Raw genomic sequence first — 15,249 nt, 5'->3', positions numbered from 1 at the left:
AATAAATAATGTCAAGTGCAGCACAAAGAGCAGAATTACAATCTCAAATATGGAAAATAGCCAACGATGTCAGAGGCTCGGTTGACGGATGGGATTTTAAACAATATGTTTTAGGTACACTTTTTTATCGTTTTATTAGCGAAAATTTCGCTAACTATATCGAAGGTGGCGATGATAGTATTCATTATGCAGAGCTTTCCGATGATATTATCACTGATGAAATCAAAGAAGATGCAATTAAAACAAAAGGCTATTTTATTTATCCAAGTCAGCTTTTTTGTAATATTGCAAAAAATGCAAACAAAAACGATAGCTTAAATACCGATTTGAAGACAATCTTTGATGCCATTGAAAGCTCCGCAAATGGTTATCCGTCCGAACTTGATATTAAAGGTTTGTTTGCAGATTTTGATACAACAAGCAACAGGCTTGGAAACACAGTAAAAGACAAAAATAGTCGTTTAGCCGCTGTTATTAAAGGTGTTGAAGGGCTTAACTTCGGTGACTTTGAAGATAATCACATTGACTTGTTTGGCGATGCCTATGAGTTTCTGATTTCTAACTATGCTGCCAATGCCGGTAAATCGGGAGGAGAATTTTTCACACCTCAAAGCGTGTCTAAACTTATTGCAAAATTAGCAATTCAAGGTCAAAAGACAATCAATAAAATTTATGACCCGGCTTGCGGTTCGGGTTCTTTGCTACTGCAAGCGAAAAAGCAATTTGACGAACATATTATTGAAGACGGATTTTATGGACAAGAAATTAACCACACAACCTATATCCTTGCTCGTATGAATATGTTTTTGCACAATGTAAACTATGATAAATTTAACATAGCACTGGGTAATACCTTAACAGACCCACGCTTTGGCAATGACAAGCCTTTTGATGCCATTGTATCAAACCCTCCTTATTCAATCAATTGGGTTGGCAGCGATGACCCAACTCTTATTAATGATGAGCGTTTTGCACCTGCCGGTGTACTTGCGCCAAAGTCAAAGGCGGATTTTGCGTTTGTTCTTCACACACTAAGCTATCTTTCAAGCAAAGGGCGTGCCGCTATTGTTTGTTTTCCCGGTATATTTTATCGTGGCGGTGCAGAGCAAAAAATAAGACAATATTTGATTGAAAACAACTTTGTTGAAACGGTGATTTCTCTTGCACCAAACCTTTTTTACGGCACTTCAATAGCCGTTAATATCTTGGTGCTGTCTAAACACAAAAGCGATACTAAGGTTCAGTTTATAGATGCCAGCGGAGAAGACTTTTTTAAGAAAGAAACTAATAATAATATTTTAACAGAAGAACATATTGAAAAAATTGTGCAGCTATTTGAGAATAAAAAAGATGTAGAATACATTACAAAATCGGTTGATAAGGATAAAATAGCAGAGGAAAATTATAATCTTTCTGTAAGCTCTTATGTAGAGGCAAAAGATACACGAGAGGTTATTGATATAAACAAGTTAAATGCAGAGCTTAAAACCACTGTTGCAAAAATTGACACGCTTCGTGCTGAAATAGATAAAATTATTGCAGAAATTGAGGTGTAAATATGAATAAGGAATTGCAATTTTTAATATATAATACACCCCAAGAAGATGTATCTGTCAATGCAGTAGTGAAAGACGAGACCATTTGGCTCACGCAAAAAGCTATGTCAGAATTGTTTGATGTTGAAGTACCGGCGATTTCAAAACATCTTTCTAATGTCTTTTCAGAAGGTGAATTACAACCAGAATCAACTGTTTCCAAAATGGAAATAGTTCAAACTGAGGGTAGTAGAGATGTAAAACGCACTTTAGATTTTTACAATCTTGATGCAATTATCTCTGTTGGCTATCGTGTAAATTCTCGTAAAGCCACTAATTTTAGAATTTGGGCTACCTCTGTTTTAAAGGAATATATGACCAAAGGCTTTGCAATGGACGATGAGCGTTTAAAACAAGGAAAAACAGCATTTGGTAAAGATTATTTTAAAGAACTTTTAGAACGTGTTCGCTCTATTCGTGCAAGCGAGCGAAGAATTTGGCTGCAAATTACAGACATTTTTGCAGAGTGCAGCATAGATTATGATAAAAATGCCGAAATTACAAAAGAGTTTTATGCAATGGTGCAAAACAAATTTCACTTTGCAATTACAGGCAAAACTGCGGCAGAAATTATTGATACAGGGGCAGACCGAACAAAGGAAAACATGGGTCTAACCACTTGGAAAAACGCACCGGATGGCAGAGTTTTAAAAAGCGATGTAACAGTTGCAAAAAATTATCTTGATGAAAAACAGATAAGACAGCTTGAACGTGCGGTTACAGGCTATTTTGACTATATTGAAGATTTAATCGAGCGTGAAAACACTTTTACCATGAATGAGTTTGCTACAAGCATAAACGAGTTTTTATCATTTAGAAAATATGATATTTTAGAGGGTAAAGGCAGAATAAGCAAAAGTCAGGCAGATAAAAAAGCAAAGGCAGAATATGACGAGTTTAATAAAACACAAAAAATCAATTCTGATTTTGAAAAGCAAGTGAAAAAGCTTTTGAAAAAAGGCGGTGAAGCAAATGAGTAAATTAGATGAGCTTATAAAAGAGCTTTGCCCTGATGGTGTGGAGTATGCAAAACTAAATAAAATATGTAAATTTCAGAACGGATTTGCATTTAAGAGTAGTAAATTTAGCCATACAGGATTTCCTATTTTGAGAATAACAAATATCAATTCTGGTGAATTATCAAATGATGGATATATTTATTTTAACAAAGAGGATTATAAAGAAAACCTTGAACAATATAAGGTGAAAAAAGACAGTATAGTTGTTGCTATGTCTGGTGCAACTACTGGAAAAATAGGATACAACTATAGTGATAATACTTATTATTTAAATCAACGAGTTGGAATGTTTATTCCATTCAAAGAGAAACTAAACAACAGATATTTATTTCATTGGTTATTAAGTAAATCAAATGATATTTTAAATATTTCATCAGGTACTGGAGCACAACCAAATTTAAGTTCCGTAAAAATGATGGAGTTTATTATCCCCCTCCCACCATTGCCTGTGCAAGAGGAAATTGTCCGCATTTTGGATAATTTCACGGAGCATACAGCGGAGCTTACAGCGGAGCTTACAGCGGAGCTTACAGCAAGAAAAAAACAGTATGAGTATTATAGGGATAGTTTGCTCACCTTTGGCGATGAGGTGGAGTGGAAAACATTATCTGATGTTTTGAAAATAAAAAATGGAAAAGACTACAAGCAATTTGAAGAAGGTGAAATACCTGTATATGGTTCTGGTGGAATAATGACATATATAGATACATTTGTGTTAGATAGACCATCAGTATTAATTCCAAGAAAAGGCTCTATTAATAAATTGTATTATATTGATACTCCATTTTGGACAGTTGATACAATTTTTTATACTGATATATATACAAATATCATTATTCCTAAATTTGTATTTTATTATTTACAAAAAGAACATCTTGAGCAATATAATACTGCTGGTGGTGTACCAAGCTTAACTCAATCTGTATTAAATAAAATTCCCATTCCCGTTCCACCCCTCGCCGAGCAACAACGGATTGTTGATATTCTCGACCGTTTCGACACCCTTTGCAACGATATTTCCGTTGGTTTGCCTGCTGAAATAAAAGCAAGACAACAACAGTATGAGTATTATAGGGATAAGCTTTTGACATTTAAAGAGAAGCAAATATAGAGGTGGAGATATGGGGAAAAGTTTAAATAAAATTGCTCAAGAGCTAAAAGATAGTAATAAAAAAGTTCAACTCATCTATGCTTTTAACGGAACGGGCAAAACAAGACTTTCAAAAGAATTCAGGGCATTGGTTGACCCTAAAGCTGATTCAGAAGAAACAGGGTTGGAAAGCAAAAAAATCCTCTATTATAATGCCTTTACAGAAGATTTGTTTTATTGGGATAATGACTTGGATAATGACTCTGAACCAAAACTTAAAATACAGCCGAATGTTTTTACGCATTGGGTTTTTGTAGACCAAGGACAAGAAAACAATAGCATTGACATCTTTCAACACTACACTGATGAAAGGCTAACACCACATTTTAATGCAGATCATACTTTCAAAGATGATGAGGGCAAAGATGTTAAAGTATCTGCTTTTTCAGAAGTGACTTTTTCTTATGAGCGTGGTAATAATGATAGCTCTAATAATATTAAAATTTCTAAAGGCGAAGAAAGCTGCTTTATATGGAGCGTGTTTTACTCGTTGCTTGAACAAGTCACAGAGGTTTTGAATATTGATAAAGACAGTATATACCAAGAAAGAGAAACAGATAAATTTGATAATTTAAAATATGTGTTTATTGATGACCCTGTAACATCCTTAGATGAAAACCACTTAATTCAAATAGCGGTAGACTTGGCAAAGATAATTAAAGATAGTAAATCTGAACTAAAATTTATCATTACAACTCATAATCCACTGTTTTATAATGTACTTAGTAACGAATTTAATAATAAAAATAAGCAATCAGGGTACAATCCTAACAAGCATTTCAAAAAGTATTGTCTAACAAAAAATGAAGATTTGAATTATGAATTAAACAACTCAAATGATTCACCATTTTCTTACCACTTATTTTTATTAGATGAAATTGAAACAGCTATTGAGACTGAACAAATATACAAATATCACTTTAGTTTTTTAAGAAATATTTTAGAGAAAACAGCAACTTTTCTAGGATATGATAATTGGGGCGATTTATTAACCCCTGTTAAAGGAGAGCGTGAATCGTATATTAAAAGAATACTAAACTTATCAAGTCATTCTAAACATTCAGCTGAGGAAATTGTTATGATTACAGATGGTGACAAAAGAATGCTTAAAAATCTTGTTCAAGAAATTTCAAAAATATATAAATTTAACATCAAGCAAAATACACATGTTAAGGAGAAATAAAAAATGTGTGATTACAACCCCATAGCAGAATCTAACAATTTTATAGTCTTAGATAAATACACTAAAATCGACCAATGTGGAGCTACATATCAAGCCGAAGCCGATTTAGAGCGTGAACTAATAGAAGACTTAGTAAGTCAAGGCTATGATTACCTTAAAGATTTAACTACATCTGACAAAATGCTTGATAATGTTAGGGTTCAGTTGCAAAACCTTAACGGCACTCATTTTACCGATGATGAATGGAGACGATTTTGTGAAGAATATTTAGACAAGGCAAGCGATAGTCTAATTGATAAAACCCGCAAAATACATAATGACCATATTTATGACTTTGTGTTTGATGATGGGCATATTGAAAACATTTATTTAGTAAATAAAAATGATATTACCAAAAATAAATTGCAAGTAATTTCACAGTTTGAGCAAACGGGTACACAGGCTAACCGCTACGATGTTACTATTTTGGTAAATGGTTTGCCAATGGTACAAGTGGAGCTGAAAAAACGTGGTGTAGCCATCAAAGAGGCATTCAACCAAGTGAATAGATACAGTAAGGAGAGCTTTAATGCCGAAAATTCACTATATAAATATCTACAAATTTGCGTAATTTCTAACGGTACCGATAGCCGTTATTTTGCAAACACAACGAAACGAGATAAGAACAGTTTTGATTTTACAATGAACTGGGCAAAATCCGATAATACACTGATTAAAGACTTAAAGGATTTTACTGCTACTTTTTTTCAAAAAAACACAATACTCAATGTCTTGCTTAATTATTCTGTATTTGATTCAAGCAACAATCTACTGATTATGCGACCATATCAAATAGCTGCAACAGAAAGAATATTGTGGAAAATTAAAAGCTCACACCAAGCTAAAAAGTGGAGAACGGTTGAGGGCGGTGGATACATTTGGCACACAACAGGCAGCGGCAAAACGCTGACAAGCTTTAAAGCCGCACGCCTTGCTACTGAGCTTAACTTTATAGACAAAGTGTTTTTTGTGGTAGATAGAAAAGATTTAGATTATCAGACAATGAAAGAGTATCAGCGTTTTTCTCCCGATAGCGTAAATGGCTCTGAAAACACAGCCGGGCTTAAACGCAATATTGAAAAAGACGATAATAAAATCATTGTTACTACTATTCAGAAACTAAATAATCTTATTAAAAGTGAAACAGAGTTGCCTGTTTACAATAAACAAGTCGTTTTCATTTTCGATGAATGTCATCGCTCCCAGTTTGGCGAGGCTCAAAAAAACATTCATAAGAAGTTTAAACAGTACTACCAGTTTGGATTTACAGGCACGCCAATCTTCCCTGAAAATGCTTTGGGAGCGGAAACTACCGCTTCTGTATTTGGCAGAGAGTTACATTCTTATGTGATAACCGACGCTATTAGAGATGAAAAGGTTTTAAAGTTTAAAGTCGATTATAACGATGTTCGTCCAAGGTTTAATTCTATTGAGATGGAGCAAGATGAGAAAAAACTTTCAGCTGCAGAAACCAAAGAAGCCTTATTGCACCCTGAGCGAATTAAAGAAATATCACAGTACATTTTAAATAATTTTAGAATAAAAACCCATCGTTCTCATATCGGAGCAAAGGGCTTTAATGCTATGTTTGCTGTTAGTAGTGTTAACGCAGCAAAACTATATTATGAATCTTTAAATAACTTACAGAAAGATAGCGAAAAACCTTTGAAAATTGCAACTATTTTTTCTTTTGCTGCAAACGAAGAACAAAGTGCGATAGGCGAAATTGTTGATGAAACTTTTGAACCAACTGCAATGGACAGCAGTGCAAAAGAATTTTTAACAATGGCTATTAATGATTATAACAGGGTGTTCAAAACTAACTTTGGTGTAGAAAGCAAGGAATTTCAAAATTATTATCGTGACCTTGCAAACAGAGTGAAAAAGCAGGAAGTCGATTTGTTAATTGTGGTCGGTATGTTCTTAACAGGCTTTGATGCACCAACACTTAACACACTATTTGTTGATAAAAATTTGCGTTACCATGGTTTAATCCAGGCTTTTTCAAGAACTAACCGCATTTATGATTCTACAAAAACATTTGGTAATATTGTTACTTTTAGAAATTTAGAGCAAGCAACCATTGACGCTATTACACTTTTTGGTGATAAAAATACGAAAAATGTTGTGCTTGAGAAAAGCTATAAGGAATATATGGATGGCTTTAAAGATATAGCTACTGGGGACGCACGCCGTGGTTATATAGATGTAGTTAAAGAATTAAATTTACGCTTCCCAAATGTGCAAGATATTGTCACAGAACATGACAAAAAAGAATTTGCCAAACTATTTGGTGAGTTTTTGAAAGTTGAAAATATATTGCAAAACTATGACGAGTTTGCAAGCTTAAAAGCATTGCAATCAGTTGACATTTCTGACTCGAAGGCTGTGGAAGAATTTAAGGCTACTCATTACTTAAGCGATGAAGATATTGCAGCTTTGCAAAAAATAGAGGTTCCACAGGAAAGATCAATTCAAGATTATCGGTCAACTTATAACGATATTCGTGAGTGGCTTCGTCGAGAAAAAGTCGGGAATGATAAAGAAAAATCTTCAGTTGATTGGGATGATGTTATCTTTGAAGTTGACCTTTTAAAGTCACAAGAAATAAATTTAGATTATATTCTTGAACTAATTTTTGAAAAGAACAAAAAAGTAAAAGATAAAGAAGCTTTGATTGATGAAGTTCGCCGATTAATTCGTTCAAGTACAGGTAATCGTGCAAAAGAAAGTTTGATAGTCGATTTTATAAATCAAACAGATTTAGATGAAATTCAAGATAAATCCGACATTATAGATGCTTTTTTCTCGTTTGCACAAGCGGTGCAAAAAAGAGAAGCGGAAGAATTGATTAGAGAAGAAGAGCTAAATGTTGATGCTGCTAAAAGATATATTCTTACATCATTAAAAAAAGAGTATGCAAGTGAAAACGGAACAGAATTAAATGAAATTCTTCCTAAAATGAGTCCCCTTAATCCCAAGTATTTAACAAAAAAACAAAGTGTTTTTCAAAAAATATCTGCTTTTGTCGACAAGTTTAAAGGCGTGGGTGGAAAAGTATAACAAAGGACATTTATAAAACGATAGTGGAATTAGCGATAATAATTTTATTTGAATGCATATGCATTTGAGATTACCTAAAATGTTTTTATAGCCATTCTTTTCTTTGTGTGGTATTGTGTGATAAAGAACCGAAAGAGTGTATAGACAAAAGTAAGCCATAGCATCAACGCTATGGCTTACTCTCATATAGGCTTTAAATTATATTTTTCCTCTAACCAAGCTATAAGATTTTCAAAACCATCTTGGTCAAGCGTAAATTCTGATTTTTCTACTATTTGGCTTTTTTCATAACAAAGCTTCCCGTACCAAACTTCAACGTAGAATATATGATCTCTTGGAGTAATTTTGTACCTGAAGTTGTCTTTACTTGCTGTAAAAACGTTGTAACTTTTATAATATTCTAAGTTGCGAATATCAAATAATTTATGTGACATTTTAAAATCCTTTCTAGAATTTATAAACATAATAAGAAATCGGCTAATCTTAGAATCTGTTACCTTTATTGTCAATCCAATTTACAATCACTTACTATTGTAATTTCCTACATCCTCAAGCTTATCATATACTTTGATTTCGCAACGGTTACTTGAGTTTCTATCTAAATATCTATAACCCAGTTTTTGTAGTTTTTTCGGTGAAGGACATCGCCTCCTATGTGAATTTCTATTGTTTAAATAGTCTGTCAAACTCATCCATTAAAGCAAAATATATTTCATTTCGTTTAAGAATTTGCTCTTTAACACTTACCAAATATTTGAACTCATCTTGATTAGGGATACTTAAACGAATGTTTTGAATCAAATCGTCAATTCCATTTATAAGACCTGTATTGCGGCTATCACAACTTGTGTAAAGCAAATTATAATAGTTGCAAATTCTTTTGACATACTCACAATAGTGATCGTTGGTAAAATCACCACTTTTCAAATAACTTATTGCTAATCTTCTACTACTAGTATAGTGACTATAACAACTTATATAATCGAAAACTAAACAAAAAATATCATAACTAAATATGTACTTATACTTATCAATTTTATAATTTAATATTTTATATTTTTCTGGGTTGTTATTTGCTACATCCTCATATTCTATTTCAAAATCTAGACTTTCTATATATTCAAAAATTTCAACATAGTTTTGTAGCCTAATAGATAAAAGTGTTGCATTGTTTTGTGATACAGCCACTCTTTTGGGAATTAAACTCGCAACAATAACACCCATTATAGAAATTGGAACCACTGCTATACCCGATAAGTAATATAAATTTTCTAAAGTAGTTAATTTAGATAACATATCTGATTTTAATATATTTTGATATACCGTATACATTATTGGAGCAAACATAAGTATTATAGAAAGAATAAATGCGATAACTGTTATTTTTTTACTTTTATTTAACGCTTTATTGCTTTTATAGAACTCCATTTATTAATCCACCTCCGTAGGCATAGGAATATTTCCGCTCATCAGCTTTGGCAGTAAGCATTCACGAATTACTTCACTCGTTTGTAATTATTGGGTTGTATCCTTGAATTTATGAAAAATAAAGAAACAGTCTTACTACGCCCTTATCTTGTTTGTTAAAAAGTGTTTCAATCACATCACGTCCTGTTTCTAAATTATTTTTTACAACTTCCCAGTATTGCTATTACGCACAATTCATTGTACCGCTCAAGCACATAATAGCAGATTTATTATTTGAAAATATTATACTACAAAATTCCACATATTGCTACAAAAGGATAGACAGTGCAAAACAGCACTATCTATCCTTTTGCTTTCGGTAATTCTTTGGGTTCAATTTTTAATTGGTTTAGTCTCTGTTAACGTGGGGGAGGATGTACATCGGTACTGCCTATTCTTTTTCCTCAGTAAAAGTGAAAGTTAAAATATCAGAAGGGGTTGGAGTGTCGGTCTTTTGGTTACCAAATGCATAATCGTAGGTTTGGGTAACCCCACCTGCCGCATCGGTCAGCTGAACCACATCGCCATGCGCATTGAACAGGTAGTAGATTTTGTGTACCGTTCGCCCTGTGTGGCGTTTTCTCATCCCAAGTGGATTAAAGATACCACTGACGGTGAGTAACGCCTGTTTGGGGCAAATTTGGCGAGCGTTCCACTTCGCTATTTAAGGTCAAAACCACTGCCTGCTCTGAATATTATTACGGTGCAGGATAAAACGAGGGGGCCGCCTTGCTGCCCCTCGCACCCACAACCGCCGGCAATGCTGGCGGTGTAGGGATTTTTAGTACGTGTCGAAATGACCCTTTGTGTGTCAACTAGGTGGTCGGCAGTAGTGAACAACCGCTATTTCAAGCCGTTTTTTAAGTGTTCATTAGGTGGATGTAACGAAGATTCCCCCTTTTCAATAGCATTTAGATACCGTGGAGGAATAACGTCCGCAAGCCACACTTTTTCATTGCCGAGATAAAACTTAACTCCATTTTCATGAGCGAGTTTGGCATCAATTTCAAAAATAAAGGGATCAGAATCTCTACGTTTCCCAACTTGCATGGCGGTTTCAACATCTTGAGATAGATGCACATACTGTCTTTGATTTGGCTTTAAGCCTTCTTGCAAAATAGAATCTTTAACCTTTCTCGCAGTTCCATGATACAAAATTGCAGGTGGGGTTGCTTGGGTCTTTAGAATCCTATTTGGTACAGAATGTCCATAAAAAGCTCTAATTCTACCGTCTACAATCTCATGTCTTTTCTTCTCTGATTCAGATATCATAAGTGCTAAATCAGCCATTTTGACATCGCTCCATTTGGGGTTTAGCTTTAATGCTGTCAGTAATTGGTCAACACCTACCCAGCCATCATCGTCTAGTTCAAGCTCATATTCCCAAGGTGCATGTCTTAATGCATATGATACTTCTTTACTTAATTCTTGATAGTTCACTTATTCTACCTCTTTTTCACTAACGACGAATTCACGTGCTATAAATTGATACTGCCCAGAACCGTCGAAATATATAACAAAATGCTTGGGCTTCCAAAATTCAAAATCTCTAGAATTAAGGATTTTGAGATTATTAAGCCATTCAGATTCCTCCAAACTTACTAAGGTGTCATAAGAATCAAACATTTTTGGGGTGAATCGTTCTGATGTATGCGTATGACATAATACGGACTCAAATCTGATTTCGTATTTCTTTTGCCTGCCGCTTTCAAGTGCACATTTGAAACTTAGAATTATATCCATGCCATCGCTGCTGATACTAACGCCTTCCTCAATCTCTGAAGAAAGTATTGGTAGTGACCATAATTTGTTAATTTGCATTATTTTGTACCTCCACTTGGTCTAACCGTTGGTGTACCCGCAGATGTGAGACCATTTCTAGATAATTGACCTGTTAACAAGTCCTCAAAGAACTCGTTTCCCGTTTGATTGATTGTACTCCACTGGCTTCTAGGTATTCCCGCCTGTGTCAATGCCTGTGAAGTCCTAGTATTTAATATCAATGTATTTCCATCTCTAGCAATGTACTCTACAGGAAGATCAGATGGGCTAACTGTCCCCGATTTTAAAGCTGCTACTAAATCGTCAATAGTCTTTATTGGTTGACCTGCTAGTTCAGAATACTTCTTAATTCCTTCTGGACTAAAAGTGTTACTAAAGGTTTTTTGAGCAAAGTTAGCATTTTCTAATACGTTACTCCCACCCTTAATATTACTAATTCCATAGGTAATGCCAGACATTGCGGCACCGGTACCCATAGATAAAGCATATCCTTCAAGGGTTGGGTCTGTTCCATTTAGCAAATTGTAAGTACCATAATTAGCTCCGCCAATTAACGCACCTGAGCCAACCGAACCAAGCAGAGACAGTCCTCCCGTCATTCCTGCCATAGCTCCGGAAACCGCACCAGCACCGGCACTTGCCCACAAGCTTCTTTGGTCTAGTGAACTCCAGTTCCAACCATTAGAGCTTAGTTGAGTAAACAGGTTAACGCCATATCCAATTGCACCACCTATCAGTGCCCCAACTACAGCCGTTGGAACATGTCCACTTGGATCATGATAACTAACCGGATTGTTATTGCAGTAGGTATACAGGTTCAAACTCAGTGGGTCAGAGGGATTGCCTGCAAAGGTATCCTGTGAAATCATACGTCCAATAGCAGGGTCATAATACCTTGCTCTGAGGTAAATGGTGCCTGTTTCAGCATCAAAATACTCACCGCAGTAGCGGAAGGGGTTGGCGTCGGCTGGGGTATCGGTTTTTTGGTTGCCAAATGCGTCATAATCGTAGGTTTGGGTAACCGCACCTGCCGCATCGGTCAGCTGAACCACTTCGCCATGCGCATTGAATAGGTAGTAGCTTTTGTGTACCGTTCGCCCTGTGTGGCGTTTTCTCATCCCAAGTGGAGTAAAGATACCACTGGCGATCAGTAGCGCCTGTTTGGAGCGAATTTGGCGATCGTTCCACTTCGACTTTTTAGGTCAAAACCACTGCCTACTCGAAATATTATTCTGGTGCGGGATAAAGGAAGGTGGTCGCAAGCGACCACCTTCCAGTGACCTTCGACCGGCAATAGCCGACGATTCAGAGATTCTTGTTACGTGGTCGAAACGACCCCTTGTGTGTCAAATAGATGGTCGACTGTTCTTTATAACCGCCATTTCAAGCCATTTTATAGGTGGCTTATTAGGTGACAGTATTCACTATTCATATATTTTGCCGACATAGAGAAGAGTTGCAATAAAATTCCAGTTAATGTCTTGAGGCATATCTTGTTTTGTGTTGGTGTAATATCCTTCCATATCCTCAATCCATGATTGCATTGATTCGAGATACAACATCACAGGTTTGTCTTCCCATTCTTCTGGTTTTTCATTCAAATCTTTAATTAAGACATTAATGAATTCTAACAAATCTTCTTTTGATTTTACATTCTTCAAAATTTCGTTCATATTTATTCTCCACCAATTATTTAATGATAGTGCTTTGCCCATTACCTAGTTTCAGTTTAATTGAAGTTCCACCATTTTGGGTTGTCATCTTCCACATTTGATCTGCAACTTCCTGCGGTGTAGCCCATTGAACTGGAACGTTATCCAATTCAGCACCTTTAAAGCTAGCAAGTCTTCTATGATCTAACGTCCATATTTTACCTGCCTCATCTTGCCAAACTTTAATTGTCGGAAGATCTTCTGGTTTCAAAGTACCGTTTTTGAGTGCATCGATGTTTTCCAGAACGGTATGGCTACCTGTCTGGTTTTTAATTGAGCTTTGCATGAAGTGAATATCCTTCGGATTAAGTGTTTGGCTCCCACCCTTGACATACACTCCAACTCCTTATGTTAAAGTGGACGGTGGCTGTTCTCTAAAAAAATCAGTGCTTTTCAGCACTCTGTTCTTTAAAAAATCACTACTGCCTACATTTTACCATGTTCTGTTATTTTCGAGTACCATTATTCCGAAACTTCACCTGTTTCAAGGCATGGAAGTCGATACTCGGTTTTATTCTTAAGCATGCCATAGATGATGTTCACCAGTCTTCTGGCTATGCTAACTAAGACCAGCTTGGCATTTTTACCTTCTGCCAGTTTGCGGTCGTAATAGTCTCTGAATATGGGGTTTCTTGGCTTGCCTTTGGTGGATACTTGAATCATTTGGATCGCAAGAAAGTAAAGGGTCGCTTGGAGTCTGCGATTGCCTTGTTTTGATGCTTTGTCTTTGCCCTTACCAGCTGATGAGAGATTAATGGGGGCTATGCCTGCGAACTGTGCCAGCTTTGCAGGGTTTGGAAAGCGATTCACATCGCCGATTTCGGACATGATTTTAACTGCCGTGGTAATGTTCAGACCGGGCATGGTGGCTAAAGTACAGCCAAGGTCGTGGTAGAGTTGCTCCAATTCCTTGTCTACAGCCTTTAACTGCTCATCGTAATGCTGAAGGTCTTTGACAAGCCCCTTCGTGATCACATCTCGATAGTTTTGGTATTCCTTTGCCTTGGTGTGGTCACGCTTTACAGCATCTAGAATAACTTTGCAGCGTCTCACAGAAAAACTGTTGTGACCAACGTCTTTCATTTCATCTGCAAGGCTTTCAGGCGTTTTGCCTCTGAGATATTTCTCAGACGGGTAGTGTTCCCAAAAGAACAGGGCTGTTTTTCGGCGGATGTCCTCAAAGAACTGCTTGTAGCTTGGATAAGCGATACACAGCTGTTCATGGAGTTGGTTTTTAAGCCTGATCCGCTGAGTCATGATGTTGTCTCTGCGATTAACCATTTGTGAAAGTGACCAGTAGGCATCGTTTGGACAGGCATCTGGCAGTGAATCTAGCATATTGATTGTGGCAAGAGCAATGGCTTCTGCATCGTCACTATCACTTTTTTTGTACATAGCTCGGCACTTGGCTTGTCTATGAGCAAGGGAAGTATTCACATCCTTGACCATCAAGCCTTTGGCAATAAGCCACACTGCTAGCCCTCGACCGTAGCCGTAGGCATTTTCTAAACCATAGACAGGTTCTTTGTTTTCGGTACAGAATTTACTCACTTTTCTTATCAGCTTTGGAAATTCAGCTGGTGTATTGGCAAAGGTAATTTCGCCGAGTTTTGTGTTCCAACAGTCTAAAATGACTGCGGTGTGAGAGTCTTTATGCAGGTCTATGCCCACATAAATCAGATCTTCCTTACGCTTGTTCATTTACATTTTCCTCCTGTTTGGCAACCGAACTACAACCTCAACTGATAAGTCTCTCTCCTGGAATTACATCCTCTGACGACCAAGGGGACAAGGGTGGGTAAGTATTATTGGGTCTGGGAGAACCAGTCTCCTTAGCAAGAGTACACCCTGTCAGAAACAGGTAACTTCTGGAAATAGACTAATTATCTCGAAGTCGTGTGTGTGATATTAACTCTGGTTCAGCTCGATTACAAGTCAAACTTTGAGGAAAATGTTGAAAACACAATGATTCAAAAAATAATAACAGCAGAGAAAGAAAAGTATTTAAAACCTTTTTCTTCTCTGCTGTTGATTGTGTTTTTAGATTCTATTCTGGTCAGTCCAGCTAGGAATTTTTGACCAGCTAGGAATTTTTGAGAACCCGTCGCCCCCCTTAACCCCCCCTGTTGCGTCCCAGTTTACCAGAAGCCAAAATAGCTGTCAAGTAGGGGTTCACCATGAACCGAGGGGGTCGGAGATGACATTCAGTCTAGCTGATTGAGGACAGAACTTTTAGCTG

General features: G+C 36.3%; 14 protein-coding genes. 6 read left to right on the top strand and 8 right to left on the bottom strand.

Annotated elements, in window-relative coordinates:
- The first annotated feature begins 8 nt into the window (after window positions 1-8).
- Genes EDD70_RS11710 through EDD70_RS11690 form a run of 5 tightly spaced genes read left to right on the top strand, consistent with a single transcriptional unit; the run spans window position 9 to window position 8,049 of the window.
- Window positions 9-1,556 carry a type I restriction-modification system subunit M gene (locus EDD70_RS11710; protein ID WP_092755539.1) on the top strand — a complete coding sequence of 516 codons (1,548 nt, stop codon included), beginning with the start codon at window positions 9-11 and terminating at the stop codon, window positions 1,554-1,556.
- Between the two features lie 2 nt (window positions 1,557-1,558).
- Window positions 1,559-2,575 (top strand): virulence RhuM family protein, encoded by a 1,017-nt coding sequence (locus tag EDD70_RS11705; protein WP_092755537.1) that lies wholly within the window; start codon window positions 1,559-1,561, stop codon window positions 2,573-2,575.
- Window positions 2,568-3,725, top strand: coding sequence for a restriction endonuclease subunit S (locus EDD70_RS11700; protein WP_092755535.1), 1,158 nt, complete (start codon window positions 2,568-2,570; stop codon window positions 3,723-3,725). The genes EDD70_RS11705 and EDD70_RS11700 overlap by 8 nt, the downstream gene beginning before the upstream one ends.
- A gap of 10 nt (window positions 3,726-3,735) precedes the next feature.
- Complete coding sequence (locus tag EDD70_RS11695) at window positions 3,736-4,947, top strand: AAA family ATPase (protein WP_092755533.1); 1,212 nt, start codon at window positions 3,736-3,738, stop codon at window positions 4,945-4,947.
- Between the two features lie 3 nt (window positions 4,948-4,950).
- Window positions 4,951-8,049, top strand: a complete 3,099-nt coding sequence (locus tag EDD70_RS11690) for a type I restriction endonuclease subunit R (RefSeq protein ID WP_092755531.1) — start codon at window positions 4,951-4,953, stop codon at window positions 8,047-8,049.
- A 182-nt stretch (window positions 8,050-8,231) separates the two neighbouring features.
- Here EDD70_RS11690 and EDD70_RS11685 read toward each other — a convergent pair whose 3' ends face one another.
- Window positions 8,232-8,483 carry a hypothetical protein gene (locus EDD70_RS11685; RefSeq protein ID WP_092755529.1) on the bottom strand — a complete coding sequence of 84 codons (252 nt, stop codon included), beginning with the start codon at window positions 8,481-8,483 and terminating at the stop codon, window positions 8,232-8,234.
- A gap of 229 nt (window positions 8,484-8,712) precedes the next feature.
- Window positions 8,713-9,477, bottom strand: a complete 765-nt coding sequence (locus EDD70_RS11680; protein ID WP_092755527.1) for a hypothetical protein — start codon at window positions 9,475-9,477, stop codon at window positions 8,713-8,715.
- Window positions 9,478-9,970: 493 nt separating this feature from the next.
- Between EDD70_RS11680 and EDD70_RS14970 the strand changes: the two genes are divergently transcribed.
- Window positions 9,971-10,138 carry a hypothetical protein gene (locus EDD70_RS14970; protein ID WP_162840911.1) on the top strand — a complete coding sequence of 56 codons (168 nt, stop codon included), beginning with the start codon at window positions 9,971-9,973 and terminating at the stop codon, window positions 10,136-10,138.
- 221 nt (window positions 10,139-10,359) lie between these two features.
- Here the strand turns inward: EDD70_RS14970 and EDD70_RS11675 are convergent, their stop codons facing one another.
- The 6 genes from EDD70_RS11675 to EDD70_RS11650 form a co-directional block, all read right to left on the bottom strand.
- Window positions 10,360-10,956, bottom strand: a complete 597-nt coding sequence (locus EDD70_RS11675) for an RNA 2'-phosphotransferase (protein WP_092755525.1) — start codon at window positions 10,954-10,956, stop codon at window positions 10,360-10,362.
- Window positions 10,957-11,337, bottom strand: a complete 381-nt coding sequence (locus EDD70_RS11670; RefSeq protein WP_092755523.1) for a hypothetical protein — start codon at window positions 11,335-11,337, stop codon at window positions 10,957-10,959.
- Complete coding sequence (locus tag EDD70_RS15070; protein ID WP_092755521.1) at window positions 11,337-12,416, bottom strand: RHS repeat-associated core domain-containing protein; 1,080 nt, start codon at window positions 12,414-12,416, stop codon at window positions 11,337-11,339. The genes EDD70_RS11670 and EDD70_RS15070 overlap by 1 nt, the downstream gene beginning before the upstream one ends.
- 306 nt (window positions 12,417-12,722) lie before the next feature.
- On the bottom strand, window positions 12,723-12,971 hold the full coding sequence (locus tag EDD70_RS11660; protein ID WP_242943157.1) for a DUF7660 family protein: 249 nt from the start codon (window positions 12,969-12,971) through the stop codon (window positions 12,723-12,725).
- A 16-nt stretch (window positions 12,972-12,987) separates the two neighbouring features.
- Entirely contained in the window at window positions 12,988-13,296 is a 309-nt protein-coding gene (locus EDD70_RS11655) for a hypothetical protein (protein WP_092755763.1), read from the bottom strand.
- 176 nt (window positions 13,297-13,472) lie between these two features.
- Window positions 13,473-14,711, bottom strand: a complete 1,239-nt coding sequence (locus EDD70_RS11650) for an IS110 family RNA-guided transposase (protein WP_162840910.1) — start codon at window positions 14,709-14,711, stop codon at window positions 13,473-13,475.
- Window positions 14,712-15,249 lie beyond the last annotated feature (538 nt).

The sequence above is a fragment of the Hydrogenoanaerobacterium saccharovorans genome (assembly GCF_003814745.1).
Taxonomy (GTDB): domain Bacteria; phylum Bacillota; class Clostridia; order Oscillospirales; family Ruminococcaceae; genus Hydrogenoanaerobacterium; species Hydrogenoanaerobacterium saccharovorans.
This window is presented reverse-complemented; position numbering and strand designations above follow the sequence as displayed.

Coding starts and splice junctions, on each gene's coding strand:
- EDD70_RS11710 (WP_092755539.1), top strand. CDS start 9: ATGTCAAGTGCAGCACAAAGAGCAGAATTACAATCTCAAATATGGAAA.
- EDD70_RS11705 (WP_092755537.1), top strand. CDS start 1,559: ATGAATAAGGAATTGCAATTTTTAATATATAATACACCCCAAGAAGAT.
- EDD70_RS11700 (WP_092755535.1), top strand. CDS start 2,568: ATGAGTAAATTAGATGAGCTTATAAAAGAGCTTTGCCCTGATGGTGTG.
- EDD70_RS11695 (WP_092755533.1), top strand. CDS start 3,736: ATGGGGAAAAGTTTAAATAAAATTGCTCAAGAGCTAAAAGATAGTAAT.
- EDD70_RS11690 (WP_092755531.1), top strand. CDS start 4,951: ATGTGTGATTACAACCCCATAGCAGAATCTAACAATTTTATAGTCTTA.
- EDD70_RS11685 (WP_092755529.1), bottom strand. CDS start 8,483: ATGTCACATAAATTATTTGATATTCGCAACTTAGAATATTATAAAAGT.
- EDD70_RS11680 (WP_092755527.1), bottom strand. CDS start 9,477: ATGGAGTTCTATAAAAGCAATAAAGCGTTAAATAAAAGTAAAAAAATA.
- EDD70_RS11670 (WP_092755523.1), bottom strand. CDS start 11,337: ATGCAAATTAACAAATTATGGTCACTACCAATACTTTCTTCAGAGATT.
- EDD70_RS15070 (WP_092755521.1), bottom strand. CDS start 12,416: ATGAGAAAACGCCACACAGGGCGAACGGTACACAAAAGCTACTACCTA.
- EDD70_RS11660 (WP_242943157.1), bottom strand. CDS start 12,971: ATGAACGAAATTTTGAAGAATGTAAAATCAAAAGAAGATTTGTTAGAA.
- EDD70_RS11655 (WP_092755763.1), bottom strand. CDS start 13,296: ATGCAAAGCTCAATTAAAAACCAGACAGGTAGCCATACCGTTCTGGAA.
- EDD70_RS11650 (WP_162840910.1), bottom strand. CDS start 14,711: ATGAACAAGCGTAAGGAAGATCTGATTTATGTGGGCATAGACCTGCAT.